Origin of the sequence: Hoyosella subflava DQS3-9A1, from assembly GCF_000214175.1 — a bacterium.
GTDB classification, from domain to species: Bacteria; Actinomycetota; Actinomycetes; order Mycobacteriales; family Mycobacteriaceae; genus Hoyosella; species Hoyosella subflava.
Genome location: NC_015564.1, coordinates 4,626,388 through 4,642,043, shown reverse-complemented (window position 1 = coordinate 4,642,043; position 15,656 = coordinate 4,626,388). Strand labels below are relative to the sequence as shown.

General features: G+C 62.5%; 15 protein-coding genes. 8 read left to right on the top strand and 7 right to left on the bottom strand.

The window, feature by feature from the left end; translation table 11 throughout:
• Positions 1-87: 87 nt before the first annotated feature.
• Genes AS9A_RS21445 through AS9A_RS21430 form a run of 4 tightly spaced genes read right to left on the bottom strand, consistent with a single transcriptional unit; the run spans position 88 to position 4,073 of the window.
• Positions 88-1,008, bottom strand: coding sequence for an LLM class F420-dependent oxidoreductase (locus tag AS9A_RS21445; protein WP_041452357.1), 921 nt, complete (start codon positions 1,006-1,008; stop codon positions 88-90).
• A gap of 49 nt (positions 1,009-1,057) precedes the next feature.
• Complete coding sequence (locus tag AS9A_RS21440) at positions 1,058-1,720, bottom strand: NAD(P)H-binding protein (RefSeq protein ID WP_013809266.1); 663 nt, start codon at positions 1,718-1,720, stop codon at positions 1,058-1,060.
• Positions 1,721-1,770: 50 nt separating this feature from the next.
• Positions 1,771-2,448 carry a response regulator gene (locus AS9A_RS21435; protein ID WP_013809265.1) on the bottom strand — a complete coding sequence of 226 codons (678 nt, stop codon included), beginning with the start codon at positions 2,446-2,448 and terminating at the stop codon, positions 1,771-1,773.
• Positions 2,445-4,073: a sensor histidine kinase gene (locus AS9A_RS21430; RefSeq protein WP_013809264.1), complete on the bottom strand. Its 1,629-nt coding sequence runs from the start codon at positions 4,071-4,073 to the stop codon at positions 2,445-2,447. Before AS9A_RS21430 ends, AS9A_RS21435 begins: the two co-directional genes overlap by 4 nt.
• A gap of 169 nt (positions 4,074-4,242) precedes the next feature.
• On the opposite strand from AS9A_RS21430, the gene AS9A_RS21425 reads away from it, so the two are divergent.
• The 5 genes from AS9A_RS21425 to AS9A_RS21405 all read left to right on the top strand — a co-directional run bounded on the left by AS9A_RS21425 (position 4,243) and on the right by AS9A_RS21405 (position 9,360).
• On the top strand, positions 4,243-5,259 hold the full coding sequence (locus AS9A_RS21425) for a tripartite tricarboxylate transporter substrate binding protein (protein WP_013809263.1): 1,017 nt from the start codon (positions 4,243-4,245) through the stop codon (positions 5,257-5,259).
• Complete coding sequence (locus AS9A_RS21420) at positions 5,256-5,795, top strand: tripartite tricarboxylate transporter TctB family protein (RefSeq protein WP_013809262.1); 540 nt, start codon at positions 5,256-5,258, stop codon at positions 5,793-5,795. Before AS9A_RS21425 ends, AS9A_RS21420 begins: the two co-directional genes overlap by 4 nt.
• Positions 5,796-5,808: 13 nt before the next feature.
• On the top strand, positions 5,809-7,347 hold the full coding sequence (locus tag AS9A_RS21415; RefSeq protein WP_013809261.1) for a tripartite tricarboxylate transporter permease: 1,539 nt from the start codon (positions 5,809-5,811) through the stop codon (positions 7,345-7,347).
• A gap of 5 nt (positions 7,348-7,352) precedes the next feature.
• Entirely contained in the window at positions 7,353-8,339 is a 987-nt protein-coding gene (locus AS9A_RS21410; protein ID WP_013809260.1) for a Bug family tripartite tricarboxylate transporter substrate binding protein, read from the top strand.
• 253 nt (positions 8,340-8,592) lie between these two features.
• Positions 8,593-9,360: a GAF and ANTAR domain-containing protein gene (locus tag AS9A_RS21405; RefSeq protein WP_013809259.1), complete on the top strand. Its 768-nt coding sequence runs from the start codon at positions 8,593-8,595 to the stop codon at positions 9,358-9,360.
• Between the two features lie 20 nt (positions 9,361-9,380).
• On the opposite strand, the gene AS9A_RS21400 is transcribed toward AS9A_RS21405, so the two are convergent.
• Positions 9,381-10,037, bottom strand: a complete 657-nt coding sequence (locus tag AS9A_RS21400) for a TetR/AcrR family transcriptional regulator (RefSeq protein ID WP_013809258.1) — start codon at positions 10,035-10,037, stop codon at positions 9,381-9,383.
• 110 nt (positions 10,038-10,147) lie between these two features.
• Here AS9A_RS21400 and AS9A_RS21395 point away from each other — a divergent pair, with 110 nt between their 5' ends.
• From AS9A_RS21395 to AS9A_RS21385, 3 genes are read left to right on the top strand one after another with little or no spacing between them, the layout of a single operon-like run.
• Complete coding sequence (locus AS9A_RS21395) at positions 10,148-10,807, top strand: hypothetical protein (RefSeq protein WP_013809257.1); 660 nt, start codon at positions 10,148-10,150, stop codon at positions 10,805-10,807.
• Positions 10,804-11,613 carry an SDR family oxidoreductase gene (locus tag AS9A_RS21390; RefSeq protein ID WP_013809256.1) on the top strand — a complete coding sequence of 270 codons (810 nt, stop codon included), beginning with the start codon at positions 10,804-10,806 and terminating at the stop codon, positions 11,611-11,613. The genes AS9A_RS21395 and AS9A_RS21390 overlap by 4 nt, the downstream gene beginning before the upstream one ends.
• A 26-nt stretch (positions 11,614-11,639) precedes the next feature.
• Entirely contained in the window at positions 11,640-12,143 is a 504-nt protein-coding gene (locus tag AS9A_RS21385; protein WP_013809255.1) for a DUF1990 family protein, read from the top strand.
• Between the two features lie 10 nt (positions 12,144-12,153).
• On the opposite strand, the gene AS9A_RS21380 is transcribed toward AS9A_RS21385, so the two are convergent.
• Together AS9A_RS21380 and AS9A_RS24715 are read right to left on the bottom strand one after the other, a co-directional pair.
• The gene (locus AS9A_RS21380; protein WP_013809254.1) at positions 12,154-14,730 is read right to left on the bottom strand and encodes an AAA family ATPase; all 2,577 of its coding nucleotides are present in this window, start codon (positions 14,728-14,730) and stop codon (positions 12,154-12,156) included.
• A gap of 8 nt (positions 14,731-14,738) precedes the next feature.
• The gene (locus AS9A_RS24715; RefSeq protein WP_237707852.1) at positions 14,739-15,530 is read right to left on the bottom strand and encodes a serine/threonine-protein kinase; all 792 of its coding nucleotides are present in this window, start codon (positions 15,528-15,530) and stop codon (positions 14,739-14,741) included.
• Between the last annotated feature and the right edge of the window lie 126 nt (positions 15,531-15,656).

The window sequence follows — 15,656 nt, the reverse complement described above, 5'->3', positions numbered from 1 at the left end:
CCTCCGTTGGTGCGGCCTCGTAGCCGATGAGTACCAACATAGGTGAGACATCGTGTCTCGGCAATACCTGCTTCCGCGTTTGCGGGGCTAGGCGATGACCTCTTTCGCGATCAGATCGAGGTGATCAAGATCGGAGAGGTCGAGAACCTGCAGGTAGAAGCGTTCGCAGCCTTGTTCAGCGGCCCGGCCGATAACCTCCGCTGCCTCAGCGGGCGTCCCCGCGACGCCGTGTTTGCGCAACTCATCCGGCTCACGCCCGATCGCCGCCGCCCGACGGCGGAATTCCGCCTCGTCGCGGCCCACGCACACGACTAGCGCGGCGGAGTACACCAAGTCATCAGGGCTGCGTCCGAGTTCTTCGCACGCATCACGAATTACCGTGAACCGGCTCCGGATACTGTCGATTTCAGGGAACGCTGCGTTGTATTCATGCCCAAACTGGGCAGCAAGAGCAGGTGTCCGCTTCGGGCCCTTGCCGCCGACGATCACCGGTAGTTGTGACTGCGCAGGCTTAGGAAGTGCGGGACAGTCGATGAGTTCGTAGTACTCCCCCTTGAAGGTGAACGTCTCACCAGCGGGCGTTTCCCACATGCCGGTAATCAGGGCCAGCTGCTCCTCGAGTCGGCCAAACCTCTTGCTCGGGAAGGGGATTCCGTAGGCCTTGTGTTCTTCCTCGAACCAGCCCGCCCCGAGGCCGAGTTCAACGCGTCCACCTGACATCTGGTCTACCTGCGCAACCTGGATGCCGAGGACACCTGGGTGCCGGAACGTTGCCGACGTGACAAGCGTGCCCAAACGGATGCGTGAAGTCTCTCGCGCAAGCCCCGCGAGGGTTGTCCAGGCGTCCGTCGGGCCGGGCAGTCCTGATGCGCTGCCCATACTCAGGTAGTGATCGGAGCGGAAAAAAGCATCAAAACCGAGGTCTTCGGTGGCTTTAGCGATCGCTAGGAGGTCATCGTAAGAAGCCCCCTGCTGGGGCTCAGTGAAAATACGAAAATCAAGCGGCATGTCTATAGCGTTCCACATGCGCCGAAATCCTCAACCGAACGCCGCGACGCTAGCCCAACTCCTCGACCGCCTCACCGAAAGGCACCTCGCCCTCGGTGAGCATCAGCACTTTGTGCGCCGTGCCGGGCGCACGCAGCAACTCCGCGATCACCAGCGCAACATCTTCGCGGGTGACGTCCCCTTTTGGGATAGTCGGCTCAGCCAAGTTGACCAGCCCGGTCGCTGTGTTGTCGGTCAGCCGCCCCGGCCGCAGTATCGTCCACTCGAGATCACTGCGCCGGACAAGATCGGATTCGGCTGCTGACTTCGCCCTCAAGTAAGCAGCCCAGACCTCGTCGGCGTCGTCGGGGATCGGCTCTCCCGCACCAAACGCTGAAATCTGGATGAAGCGCTTCACGCTCGCCGCCTCAGCCGCATCCGCGAGGAGCACAGCCGCTGCGCGATCGACGGTGTCTTTGCGGGCCGCGCCGCTTCCCGGCCCGGCACCAGCAGCAAAAACCACTGCGTCCGCGCCATCAAGAACGGATGCGACATCATCGACCGAGGAAGATTCGAGATCGAGGACAATCGGCTCTCCACCGATAGCGCGAAGGTCATCGGAATGATCGGGGTTCCGGATAAGTCCTACAGCCCGGTCGCCACGCGCATCGAGCAGGCGGGTGAGGTAAAGAGCGATCTGGCCGTGTCCCCCGGCAATGACGACTCGTTGCATATCCCTACCCTAACCGCACCAGGAGGAGGCGCTTTGAACGCAAACGATAATTACGCACCAATCCAGTGGTAGCGGCGTTCGGGACGGCCCGCTGTGCCGTACCTCAGCCGCACTTCCGCTGTGCCTGATTCCGCGAAGTACTCGAGGTAGCGGCGCGCGCTCACGCGAGAAAGTCCCGTGCTCGCCGCGCATTCTGTCGCGGACAGGTCGTCATCGGCGCTGTGCAAAGCGTCGCGAACGAGCTCGGCAGTCTGCACGCTCATTCCTTTCGGCATTATCTCGGGCGTCGTAGGTGCACCGAAGACCCGGTCGATGTCGGACTGGTCGGCGATATCAGCGGTATCAATGTGCTGCAGCTCGTTTCGTTGCTGCTGGTAGTGCAGCAACCGTTCACGCAATGTCGACCATTCGAACGGTTTGATGATGTAGTGCGCCACCCCGCCACGCAGCGCGGTGCGAATCGTCTCAGCGTCGCGAGCAGCCGTGATGATCAGGACATCGACGGGGTTATCGCTGTTGCGTAGTCGACGAAGCACATCGATCCCGCTCAGGTCGGGCATGTATACGTCGAGGAGGACGAGATCGGGTGTGAGTTCGTTGACTATTGTCAGCGCGGCCGTACCCGTATGCGCGACACCCACGACGGTGAAGCCAGGCACTCGTTCGACCATGCCGCGGTGCACGCGCGCGACCATGAAGTCATCGTCAACCACCAGAACTCGGATCACCGGTCCTCCTTCCTTGCCCCGGAGTCATCCTCGGGAGTCCGCGGCAGGTAGGCGGTGAACTCCGCACCCCAAAGTGCGGAACTCGTACCGGCTTCCCCGGACTGGACCGTGACGGCCCCGCCCCTCCGCGCGCAGATCACTTGTGTCAGCGCCAGCCCGTAGCCACGGGCGCGGGACTGACTGTCTTTAGTGGAGTATCCGCGTTCGAAAATCTTCGTGTGGTGTTCCTCCGGGATTCCTGGACCCGTGTCGCGCACCCGCACACTGACCGCCCCGGCATGGTCCCCGAGAGTCACCTCCACCTGTCCCGGGCCGCTGTGCTGTGACAGGGCGTCGAGCGCGTTGTCGATGAGGTTTCCGGCCACCGTGACGACATCAGCGACAAGGGGGTCGGGGAGGGGGCCGAGCGCCGACTCATCGGAAACGGCGAGTGTGCTGCCCTGTTCGGTTGCGAGGCTGGTTTTCGCGATCAGCAGCGCCGCCACAGCGGGATCCTGGATCAAGAACTTGACGCTATCGGTGAGTTGCGCACGCGTCCCGCCGACCTTGCGGACGTAATTCTGAACCTCCTCATGTTCGCCGAGTTCGAGCAGTCCCGAGATCACGTGAAGCTGGTTACTGAATTCGTGTGCTTGTGCGCGCAAAGCATCGGTCGTGGTTTTCGACACCGTGAGTTCGCTTTGCAGCGCGAGCAGATCCGTGCGGTCGCGCATCGTCGTGACTGACCCGGCCGGTACACCCGCTTCTGTCAGCGGCATCCGGTTGAGCGTGATTACACGGTCACGCACTGCAATGACCTGTTCCCCCTGGGGTTCGTCGCTGACAAGCGCAGCCTGCAACTTCGGGTCAAGCCCGAGTTCTGAGATGTTGCGCCCGGTGGCATCGGGCGGCAGGCCCAGGAGTTCGCTGGCTGATTCGCTGACGACAGTGATTCGTCCCGTCGCGTCCAAGCCAAGCACACCTTCGCGGATACCATGCAGCATCGCTTCGCGGTGCCGGACAAGCCGCGTGATCGCGTCCGGTTCTAACCCGAGAGTCTGACGCTTGACCCGGCGTGCCAGCAGTAGTGACCCCGCGAACCCAATGACGCCCGCGATAGCGAGATACGCGAAGATACCTGGCGCGGCGGCAATCAGACGCTGCCCGATAGTGGGAACCGCCCGGCCTGCCGCGACGATGCCGATGACCTCACCGTTAGCAATTACGGGGACGTGCGCGGCGATGTAGTCAACATTGTTGTGTTCCGTGGAGCCGGACCACGCGCGTCCGTCTAACACCGGGCTGGAGCCAACCTGAAAGCGGCGCTCGAGGTCGCTCGGGTCGGGTGAGGCGTAGATTCGACGAGCCGGGTCAGCGATGATGACGAAATCTGCCCCGGACAGACTGCGGAGGCTTTCACCAGCCGGGGGCAGGAGGCCATGCTGCGCAGGATCGGCGAGGCCGATGCGAATGGTTTCGGTCGATGCGCCTGTTTCGGCGATCGCGCTCATCCGGCGGCCTTCATTCTGGCGGAACGCGGCGTCGAACTGAGCCAGAGCTACCCCAGTCACGACGATTAGCACGATCATGATGATCGTCAACTGGAGGGCGAGGAACTGCCCGGCGAGCGTAAGCCTGGGGCGCACGAGCCGAGACTCTCACATTTCCGCCATCTCCGGCGAGCATCTCGCGTGAACAATATGACCACAATGTTCACTACGAACAGTGTTCCGAACTACTTACACAACATTCACGTGACTCAGGTCACGGGTTGACGATGTGAAGCGCATCACAAGTCCACGTTGGGAGTTCGGAATGAGGAAACGCCTGGCCTTCCCCGTTTGTGCGGTGGCTGCGTTCGCTGTCTTCACCGCGACCGCCTGCACAGAAGCGGAAGTCTCTGAAGACGGTGCGTGGTCGCCTTCCCAGCCCATCGAAATGGTCGCCCCCGCGGCCACCGGCGGTGGCTGGGACACACTCGCACGAACCAGTACGAGGCTGCTTGATGAGGCGGGTCTCGCCGACAAGCAGTTCCGCGTCATCAACAAGCCTGGTGCGGGAGGCGCAATCGGATGGGCATACATGGCCGCTCATTCCGGCGATCCGCACAAACTCTTCGTCACAAGTCCACCCATGCTGCTTGTCCCAATGACGGGTCAGGCACAAAACGAGTACACCGAGTACACGCCGATTGCCCGACTCGCGACCGACTACATGGTGTACGTGGTCCCAGGAGACTCACCGATCACCTCGTTCGACGAGGCAGCGGAGCAGCTGCGCTCACGCCCGCAATCTTTCGCTGTAGCGGGCGGGTCGTCACCCGGAAGCATGGATCACGTCGCCGTCGCGGGGGCGTCGCTCGCCGTCGGCGCGGATCCAACGGAGCTCAACTACGTCGCTTTCAACGGTGGCGGCGAAGCGATGACAGCGCTACTGGGCGGTCACGTCGATATGGGCGTTACTGGTGGTGGTGAGGCAACCGGGCTGATTGACAGCGGGAAGATACGGGCCCTGGCGGTTTCCGCGCCCGAACGCGTCGAGTCGATGCCTGACGTGCCGACGCTCACTGAGCTCGGATATGACTTCACGTTCGATATCTGGCGCGGGGTGATGGCTCCCGGTGACTTGACCGCCGCCCAGGTCGAATATTACGAAAACCTCTTCAGCCAGCTCGTGGAACTCGAATCCTGGAAGGTCGAATCCGCACGGCTGGGGTGGGTTGACTCGTACCTCGGCTCAGCAGATTTCGCCCAGTTCCTCGACGAGACCAACGACGAGTTCGCTGAAATCCTCGATGAGGTCGGGCTGGCCAGGAACGCGGGAACCTCATGACAAGCTTCACATTCACTCAGCGGACGCTGGCACTCGCCGTAGGTGTCCTCGCGCTGGCCTATTTCTTCTTCGCCACACAAATCTCTGAGTTCACCGCGGTTGAGGTGCCCGTTCAGCCTTCAACATTGCCGAAGGGGCTCGGCGTCGTGCTTCTGCTGCTCGCTGCGGTGTTGTTCTTTCAGCGTGGGGAGCCGAAATCAGTGGCGCAGGCGGCGGTGCCTGCGGTCGTCAAAGCCCGGACGGCGGCGACGGAAGCTGTTGCAGCCGAGGACGAGGGACCCCGACTGGGCCGTACCGGCAACCAGGCGTACGAAATTGGTTTGTTCGTTGCATCGACGTGCGTGTACGCCTTCGCGTTCGAGCGTCTGGGCTTCATCATCGCCACCGCCGCCTACGTGTTCCTCGTCGCCTGGTACCTCGGATACAAGAGGCACCTCGTGAACGCAGTTGTGAGCATCGCCGTCCCGCTCATTCTCTACCTGAGCATCACCACAGGACTCGGTGTGGCGCTGCCAACCGGCGTTCTGCCTTTCTGATCAGGACACTCTCATGGATACATTTGACCAGTTGATGCAGGGATTCAGTGTCGCACTGACCCCGCAGAACTTGCTGTTCGTCTTCATTGGTGTGCTCGCCGGAACGATCATCGGTACTCTCCCCGGCCTGGGCCCAATGAGCGCGATCGCACTGATGATTCCCGTTGCTTTCGGGATGGACCCCACTACGGCGATCATCATGCTCGCGGGTGTCTACTACGGTGCAATATTCGGTGGCTCCACGTCGTCGATTCTTCTGAATGCCCCCGGGGTAGCAGGGACGGTGGCGACATCGTTCGACGGTTACCCGATGGCGCAGCAGGGCAGAGCCGGCAAGGCACTAGCGATCGCCGCAATCTCCTCCTTTGTCGGAGGCACGATCGGCATCATCGGCCTGATGGCCGTCGCGCCCGCGCTGTCGAGCCTCGCTGTCAGCTTCGGCCCTGCGGAATACTTCGCGCTGATGATTCTCGGTCTCACCGCTGTGGTCACCCTCGCCGGCAAGAACATCACGAAAGGCCTGATAGCAGCCGTCGTCGGCGTGATGATCGCACTTGTCGGCATCGATACGCAGACCGCGAATCAGCGTTTCACCTTCGGTTTGCCGGACTTGCTGGAAGGCATCGATTTCCTGATCGTCGCCCTCGGCATCTTCGCGCTCGCGGAAGTGCTCGTCATGCTGACGAAGCGGGGCAAGGAAGGTGAAAAGCGTAAGGTCACGTCGCTACGCCTCACTCGGAAGGAAGCGAAGACGATTGCGCCACCAGTCGCGCGCAGCTCTGTGCTGGGATTCTTCACCGGCGTTCTCCCCGGCGCGGGCGCAACCGTCGCATCTTTCCTCTCCTACTCTTTCGAAAAGCGCATCGCGAAGGACGGCAAAACATTCGGCAAAGGCAACATCAAGGGTGTTGCTGCTCCCGAGTCAGCCAACAACGCGGCGGCCGTCGGATCGTTCGTTCCGCTGCTGACGCTGGCGGTCCCAGGGTCCGGAACTACCGCGATTCTGCTCGGCGCGCTGCTCGTCCTCGACGTGCAGCCGGGCCCGATGATGATGACCGACCGCCCCGAAGTGTTCTGGGGTGTAATTGCCAGCATGTACATCGGCAGCATCGTGCTGCTTGTGCTGAATTTGCCGCTCATTCCGTTGTTCGCGAAGGTTCTGGACACCCCAAGAACGCTGCTCCTGCCGCTGGTAGTCGTCTTCTGCGTGGTTGGCGTGTATGGACTGAGCTTCTCCACGTTTGATTTGTGGCTGCTCATAGCGTTTGGTGCGATCGGCTTCTTGATGCGAGCCAATGGGTTCCCGGCAGCACCGCTGATCTTGGGGCTGATTCTCGGCGGCTTGATGGAACGCTCGATGCGCCAGGCATTGCAGATCTCCGGCGGAGACTGGACTGTCTTCGCTACGCAACCAATCCCCGCGATCTTGCTCGGGCTTGCGATACTGTCCCTGCTCCCCGCAGTGATCGGAACAGTGCGACGGTCCCGCCGCGGCGCAGAGCAAGACATCGACGGTGGGCAGGAAAAGGAGAAGGTCTCCGAAAGGATCTGACAGTCGTGACACACAAGCTCCGTTCCCTCCCAGGGAAGTTCGCTCTCTTGATGATCGCGCTAGTGTCGATTATCGCGGGATGCGTCCCTGGCGGGGGAACGGAGCTTTCGCCGCTACGCATCATTGTTCCAACCCCACCAGGCGGGGGATTCGATCAGACCGCGCGCTTGACGGGCATCGCTTTAGAAGATGAACGGCTCGTGGAGAGTGCATCGATAATCAACATGCCTGGTGATGGAGGCCTCGCAGCCCTGCATCGCGCGCGTTTTGAGGAGGGCGCCCCTTCGCTGCTGCTTCAAATGGGTCTCGCGACGATAGCGAACGCTGAAGTCTCCGGGCAGGGAGAAGTGCTCCGCGAGCTGACACCGATCGCACAATTGATGGACGAGCCGGGTGCGATCCTCGTGCGTCCCGATTCAGAGTTCGCGACCATCGATGACCTCGTGGCCGCGGTACGGGCTGAACCGGACGCTGCCCAGATCGGTGGGGGCTCGCAGCCTGGCGGCCCCGACTATCTCGCCGCGATGTTGTTCCTCGAAGCTATCGGCGTCGAGCCCTCCCAGAGTGGGTATCGCGCGTACGACGGGGGTGGCGATATGCTCGGCGCTCTGGTCTCTGACCAGGTTGATGTTGCCTTCACCGGTATCTCGGAGCATCTTTACGAGATCCGGGATGGTGAAGTGCGTGTCCTCGCAATCACGGGGGCGGAGCGATTGCCAGGAATCGACGCCCCGACCCTCATGGAACGGGGACTGGACGTGGAGTTCCACAATTGGCGCGGCCTCATGGCACCACCAGGCATCTCACCATCTGAGCGTGACGCGCTCGTCGACATGTTCGCCAGCCTTGCCGGGTCAGCGACTTGGGGCCGCACGGTGCGTGACAATCACTGGAACAACACATTCGTCGCCGGAGACGATTTCGCGGACCACATCGACCGGGAGACACGCGAACTGCATGAGTTGTTGCGGCGCTTCCCGGTGGGTGGATGAGTTGTGGCTCGTCAGGCAGCCGCGGATCAGCGAACCATTCGAGCACGGGGCCCGCAGTTGCTAAATGTTTGTCCATCCGCTGAGGGGGTAGGCAATCAATGGCGGGGCGTGTTCTCCAGCCGCTACCACCTCATTCTGCCGGTTAAGCAGCAGCTGGCAGGGCCGATCTTGGCTCGTCTTGGGCTGTTGCGGCCAAGCGGGCCAAGGTCACTAGGCCCTTACACGCCGTGGCTGCTTGTGCCATTCTGGAGATGTGAACGAGGAGCACGGCAGCAGTAAATTGGCCAATGCCCTTGGCGCGTTGGCCGTGGAAATGCAGGCCCGCACGAGTCGCGACGCGACCCTGCAGGCTATTGTCCACGGCGCGGTCGAGGTCGTGCCCGGTGTCCGCTGGGCCGGGGTCTCGCTAATACGGGGCCGCCAGATCGTCCCTGAGGCGCCCACTGACCCTGTTGTCGCCGAGCTCGATCAGCTGCAGTCAAGCCTGGACGAAGGCCCATGCATGAGTGCGTTGCGCGAGCATCACACCGTCCGCATCGACGACCTCGCTACCGACTCTCGCTGGCCCCGTTTCGCCAGCGCGGCCTTTGCTCGCGGCGCGCGGAGCATGCTTTCGTTCCAGCTTTTCGTGCGCGCTGAGAACTTTGGCGCGCTCAACCTCTATGCCGACGTGCCGCACGCGTTCACCGACGAGTCCACCGCTGTCGGAACAGTGTTCGCCCAGCATGCTGCCGTCGCGCTCGCCGGGGCAAACCAGCGCGTTCACTCAAAAGCCGCCCTCGACAGCCGCGACGTCATCGGCCAGGCCAAGGGCCTCCTGATGCATCGCAACAAAATTAGCGGGCTACAGGCGTTTGAGTTGCTCGTGCGCGCCTCTCAGGACACCCAGCTCAAACTTACCGAGGTCGCCCGCTGGGTGGTCTCCGAGCATGAGGGCCAGATCAAGGGGAGCGACCCGCTGTTGGATGAATCGCACTGGGCGGGGGAGGCGGGCCGGAAACAGTCTCCTAGATCGCTTTAAAGGCCACTCGCGCCGCCTTCTCAATCACGAAGAAGTCGTGAGCGAGCAAGAGCGGTCGCGCTGTGTTCAAGGGCCATCCATAGTGCGGTTATGTCGTCGATTAGTTGGTCGCGGGTAATCGGTAGATCTCCGTTGGCCCAGGACAGGATTGCCTGGGCGGATCCGCCGATTACGAAGGCGGGAGCAGTCGAGGCCAGGGAGTCTTGTTCGAGCGCCACATCGTGGGTTGTGCGCGCGTGTGCGATCAGTGCGGCGGTGAGGCTGGCGATTACGGCGGTGCGTTTCTCGTGTGTCACCGGTGTGGCCGGTATGCCGCCGAGGAGGACGAGTGCTTTGCGGGGGTCGTCGCCGAGAATGTCGACGACGGCGGTGATGGCGCCGCGCGCCTGCTCTTCCACGGGCCGGTCGAGCAGTGGGATGTAGCCGCTGATGGCTGCCTCGGCGACCTCGGCCGCTATGGATTCGATTACGGCGTCGGCCAGTGCGTCGAGGCCGTCGAAGCTTTCGTAGAAGTAGCGTTTGTTGAGCTTGGCTGATCGGCACAGTGCGTCGACTGTCGCTGTGCGCCAGCGGTTTTCGGCCATGGTGGTCAACGCGACGTCGACCAGCGCGGTGCGTCGGCGCAGTGTCCGCTCCCCGGCGGAATCTCCTGCGTACTTGCGTTTGGTGGTCGACACGCGATCATCCTCCCATTTCTGGCGCCGAGTCGTTGACAGACCTCACAGCAATCTGGCACAGTTCCGTACCAAATAAACTGGTACGAACTCGTGCCAGAAGGGAGAGGGTGATGTCGGTACATCTGGAACGAAACATCTCGGCGCCGCGAGCGATGCTGGAGGAACTGCGGGACCGGGCGGTGGCGCATCCGGTTTCAGTCCGTGCCGCGGCGTGGGATTACCTCGCCGGTCTCGGTGCACGAAATGACCGCGACGCGCTGGCGGAAATGTTCGCCGCGGGTGCCGCACCCCAGGGGCCGGACGGAAAGATGGAAGGCCTGATCGTCGGGAAGTTATTCGGAATCCCCGAAGCGCATCTGGCGAACCCGTTGATGCGCATCGAACCGACCTGGCGTGGCAAGACCTTCGACCTCGAACGCGGGATCGGCTGGAACAGGCTCGCGCCCCTCGCCCGTTTCGTGATGCCCATCATCACCGCGGGCTACCTCGGACTGCGCCGTGCCGGCTCGGAAATGGAAGGCTTCGACTTCGCGCACGCACTGGCCGCGAGCTGGATCGAACCAGACAAGACGGTTCGCGCCCTAGACTACGGAGTACCCGAATACCGCAACCCCAGCATCCGGACGTTCCCGATCGCGCGGACCCGTGACGAGGTTGTGGAAGTGGTCCCCGGCGTCTACCTGGGCCGTGCCCTGCTGCGGATGTACAACGGCGAGATCCGGCTTATCGCCTACTTCGCGCTGCGCGAGCCGATCGGCAGCCACCTGTGATCGAGCTGCGCGGCGCAAAGGTATGCGTCACCGGCGGGGCCCGCGGGATCGGGCGGGCCACCGCCGAAGAGCTGATCGCCCGCGGCGCCGAGGTGTGGATCGGCGACCGCGACCTAGCGGCCGCGGCAGAAACCGCCGTAGAGATTGGCGCCACCGCCCACCCTCTCGACGTCACCGATGAGGTCAGCTTCCGCGCCTTTCTGGCCGCCGCGGGAGCCGACGGCCCGATAGACATGCTGGTCAACAACGCCGGTATCCAGCTCATGGGCGGTTTCGCCGACCAGAACCTGGCCGCGGTGCGGCGAGAGCTCGCCGTGAACCTCGGCGCTGTCCTTACCGGTGTGCACCTGGTCCTTCCTGGGATGCGACTGCGCCGCCGCGGGCATATTGTCAACGTCGCTTCCATGGCAGGCAAAGTCACCACACCCGGGATCGCAACCTACTGCGCATCCAAATTCGGCGTCGTGGCCTTCTCGCGTGCCCTGCGCGCCGAACTCTCAGGCTCGGGCGTCACAGTCACCTCGGTACTGCCCGCCGCCACACAAACCGACCTCACTTCGGGTGTGCGTCTGCGGCTGCAACCCATCCTGACACCGGAACAGGTCGCAGCTGCCGTCGCCGACAGCGCCCACCACAACCGTGGCGAGGTGACGGTGCCCCGCTGGCTCGCGCCGCTAGGACTCGTGGAAGAACTCACGCCGACACCGATCCTGTGGTGGCTCAAACGCTTCGTCGGCGGCGCCGAGTATGGCGGATACGACCCTGTGCAGCGGAAGGACTACCTGGACCGCATCTTTCTAGGGTGAGGCGCTCCACCGTAGTGTGCTGAGGTATGGATCTGGAGGCGTACCGGCACCTCGAACTGACCTACCCGGAGGTTGGAGCCACCGCGAAACAATTACCGTCGGGGTACCGCAACATGCTGGTGAGTCGTCGAATCGGTACTGGCCGAGAGTGCTTTGAGCGGGCCGCCGAACGTGTCTCAGCTTGGGGTATGCAGCGTGGCGTAGGGCTGTCGGTGCGCGCATCCTCCCCCACGGCGCAGCAGCACACGATTGTGGAAATGCGGATGTTGTGGATGCGCATTCCGTGCCGGGTTGTGTATGTGGTGCGCGAAGAGAATTGCAGTGGGTTCGCGTACGGCACGTTGCCGGGGCATCCCGTAAGTGGGGAAGAACTGTTTCTCGTTCGCATCGATCAGCAGAGTGGCGCGGTTTTCGCCTCGGTCACCGCGTTCTCACGCCCAGCGTCCGCTTTCGTGAAGTTGCTTGGCCCGCTCGCTGGATTGGGCCAGAAGCTAGCTGCCCGAATGTACGTGCGCACTCTGGTCGGTTGAGGTTCTCCGGTTACGCAGACGTGGCGCTATCAGGCGGGCCATCGTCACGAAGCAGTTGCGTAAGGCCGAGTTTCGCGCAAAGGCGAGCAGCGGGCGCGAGCACCGCAGCAGATTCTTCGAAGTGGCCGGCGGCATGGAGGCACATGGCGTGCAAAAGCTGCGCTTGGAGAAGCGCCCTCGGTCGGCGTGCGTCTGCGAGTCGGGTGACCAGATTCTTCGCATGGCGGCATGCGTCTTCGATCTCAGCGGGGGAGCTGCATCGGATATTCGCGCGAAGCGCAGAATTGACTCCGAGTTCAGCCGTACGCAGGGCGATTGCGTAGTTCTCCGCATCGCTATCGGGGTAGGCCGGGACGTCCAGGTAGCCCTGGTGGAGTCCGGCGCGCACCCTTTCGTTTTCGATCCTTGCGGCTAGCCGCGGCAAGGAGAGCGTCTGGGCAATGCGGGCACCGTCCTGAAGACGAGCAGAAGCCGCTTCGTGGTTCTCGCGCAACGCCTTGACCCGCGATCCTGTTCCGTAGCTAGCCAGCATGAAGTCAACGGTTCCGCCCTCAGGTCCGAGCGCGTAGCTGTCATCGAGCAGCCTCTCGGCCTCGTCTATCGCGCCCTGTTCGTACAGCAGGTCACCGAGAACCGCGCTGGCGAGCCTTGCCGCGTGGGAATTGGCGCCGCCAGTCGAGGTGTGTGCCGTATTCAGCGCCGTTCTGAAATGCAGTTCAGCTGCCGCGATATCGAGTTGCTCGTGTGCTGCCAGACCTGCGATGCAGTTCCCGTAGACGACGGTGAACGGTCCCTCCGTGTGGTCGAAGTAGCGGCGTGCTCGTTCGTGCCATTTTCGTGCGGAATCGAAATCGAAGTCGTAGTACGCCGCGACTGACGCAACGTTTGCTGCGGCGGCGGCAACGAAAGGTCGCATAGACTGTGGACGCATCAGGCAGTCTTTGACGGAGTCCCGGATCCCGTCAGTGCGGTCCTTGAATAGTTCCTGGATCCCCTGCAGGAGCGTTGTTTCGCGTGATAGTGAGTCACGCTCGCTATCGGACAGCGATGCCGCTTCAAGACCTGACGCAATTGCGCTGAATGTGTCTTTCACCTGCTGGTCGGGGCGGCGGAGCAGCACCTGGGCCCACGCTAGGTTGAGGAGAAGGCGTGGTCGCGTGGCCACGAGGTGGGGCGACAATTTAGAAGTCAATCCAACAATCGTTGACAGGTGTGAAAGTTCCAGAAGATCAAGTCCGGAACTCTCCACGAGGTCGGCGGCCAGGTCGGCGGCCCCTGCCGCGACAGCATGGTCGACGGCTTCGCGGAGCATCGAGCGGCTAGCGAACCAGTCGGAGGCGGCACGGTGCAATTCGGTGGCCCGCCCAGGGCGGTCGCGCTCAAGTCGGCGCTGCAAGAATTCCGCGAAGAGGTGGTGGTAGCGGAACCACTGGCGTTCCTCGTCGAGCGCATAGAGGAACAAATCGTTGTCTTCGATTTCCTCCAGTCTGGCCTGGCCATGAAGGGTGCCGCTGAGGCTCTCCGCCAGGCTGCCGCAGACCCGTTCCGTCACCGAGATCGACAGCATAAAGTCCAATGTGGGTGGGTCGAGAGTGTTGAGCACGTTCTCTGCAAGATATTCGGCAATGGCGCGATGCCGCCCTGACAAGTGACTGATCAGGTCGGCGGGATTGTCCTTGCCGCGTAACGAAAGCGACGCTAGTTGCAGTGCGGCAACCCAGCCGTCAGTGGTAGCGCACAATGCCGCGGCATCCGCAGGGGTGAGGGAGGCATCGCCAGATTCGGCGAGGAACTGCTCAGCTTCATGAACGTCGAACCGGAGATCACGGGCGTCGACCTCGATGAGTTCTCCCCGCACTCGCATTCGTCCGAGAGGCAGACCCGAGCGCGAGCGGCTCGTGACGATCAGTGTCAAATGGTCGCAGCCGTTGTCGAGGAGGTATTCCACGGCCCCGATCGTCGCTTTCGAGGTGACTCGGTGCCAGTCATCGAGTACCACCGTGATGTGCTTGCCGCTCTCGTGGATCTCGTTGATGAGCGCCGTCAGGACATACCGCTGGGCTTCACTGCCGTGCTCTTCGAGTGTCTGCTCGAGACCCGCGGCCACGATCGGTTCCGCTTTACGGACCGCCTCGATCAGATGCGCAAGGAACCACACGGTGTTGTTGTCGTCCGGGTCGATACTTAGCCACGTCCACTGTGCGCCCTGTTCTCGAAGCATGTAGCACAACTGGCTCGCCAGCGTGGTTTTGCCGAATCCGGCTGGCGCGTGAATGAGGATGAGGCGGTGGCGTTCTCCATCGATAGAGCGGAGGAGTCGATCGCGCTGCACGAGCGTCCGAGGGGTTGTTGGTGGCCGGAACTTCGTCGGGGCTGTAGGTGGTGCCAGTTGTGTCGCCCCCGGTCGGCTCACGCCTACTGCCGGAGTCTTCTGTTTGGGCGGTTCGTCTAGCTCTCCGGACCGCGCAGAAGACTGGCCGAGGATGGCCATCTCGTCGGTGCCAAGCCGGTGGCTCTTCTGGACCGCGCGGAGCAGTTCGCCGAACTGTGCTGCTGATTGAGGCCGCTGCTCAGGCTCGATCGCCATCGCATTATCTATGACCTGGCAGAAGTCATCTGGCACCCCGTATGGCCGCAGGTCCGGTACAGGCTCGCTGGTGATCCGAAGAAACTGTGCAACGACCTTCTCTCCGGCCTTGCGCGTGAACGCCGCCTGGCCGGTGGGAGGCAGTAGAGAGTCGCGGCAAGTCCATACACGTCTGAGGAGACCGATGGCGTGTCACCACCCAGAATTTCTGGTGCGGTGAATGCGGGCGTGCCTGCGCCGAGTCCTTGCGTGGTTTCGAACGCACCTGCCATGCGAGCGATCCCGAAGTCGGTCAGTTGGGGTTCTCCGTAGTTGGTGAGGAGTATGTTCGCTGGCTTCACGTCCCGGTGGAGAATGCCGTGCTGGTGTGCGGTTGCGAGCGCACCCGCGAGCCGGACACCGATCCGGAGCACTTCTGGCCATTCGATTGGCCCCGATTTGTTGAGTACCGACTGTAAAGAACCGTGTGCATGGAAGGGCATTACCAAGTAGGGGCGGCCGGAGAAGGTCACTCCGGCGTGAAGCACGTCGACGACGTGCGGGTGGCCTGATAACCGTGCCATTGCGTGCTCCTCGCGGAGGAACCGTGCACGACTTGATTCATCGAGCTCGGAGTGCAATATTTTGACAGCAACTGAGCGCCCGAGTGACGTTTCGCGGCACCGGTACACCACGCCATAGGCACCACGGCCGACCTCGGTAGCCGAATCAAATCCCTCGTCGGCGAGTTCGGCGGCAATTCCCATAGGAACGCCGGACCGAAGGTCCTGCTGAGTCTCCTCAGGTTCGCGCGTGCTCATCGGCGAAGCACCTCGGTCCCAGGCGTCGACCGTGCTGTGAATTCCTGTCGTGTCCAAATTCTACGTCAGGCGACCTCTGTAAGTTTCGGTACTCAGTCATGCGGAACCTGCCACGCCAAACTCGTC